A 510-nucleotide genomic window follows, 5' to 3' on the forward strand; every position below is an offset into this window, starting at 1 on the left:
GATGTCACTGGTCAGTGATACGGTTCCGCTCACCGACCTCGATTCGTTCGCCGAGAATGTCATCTCGCCGTCGCTGTCGACGATCGACGGGGTGGCGCAGGTCTCGATCTTCGGCCAGCAGAAATATGCGGTGCGCATCCAGATCGATCCGACCGCGCTTGCCGCGCGCGGCATCTCGATCGATCAGCTGCAGGCGGCTATCGCATCGGCCAACAGCAACACGCCGCTCGGTGTGCTTCGGAACGACAAGCAGCAGCTTACCATCACCGCCAACACCCAGCTCGACAACGCCGCAGGGTTCTCCAACCTCATCATCGCCACCAAGAACGGCCACCCGGTGCGGCTCGGCGAGGTGACTCGCGTCGTCAACTCGGTGCAGACCACGACGACGGCGAGCTGGTACGACGGCACGCGCGCCATCATCATGGCTGTGCAACGCCAGCCCGACGCCAACACGGTCGACGTCGTCGACAAGGTCAAGGCGATGCTGCCTTCCTTCCAGGATCAGAT

1 protein-coding gene is annotated in these 510 nt (G+C 62.9%); it reads left to right on the forward strand.

What is annotated here, in order from left to right:
- A partial coding sequence (locus EOA29_RS39630) for an efflux RND transporter permease subunit (protein ID WP_145970166.1) occupies positions 1-510 on the forward strand: 510 nt, incomplete at both ends.

It is taken from the genome of Mesorhizobium sp. M1E.F.Ca.ET.063.01.1.1, assembly GCF_003998155.1.
GTDB lineage: Bacteria > Pseudomonadota > Alphaproteobacteria > Rhizobiales > Rhizobiaceae > Mesorhizobium.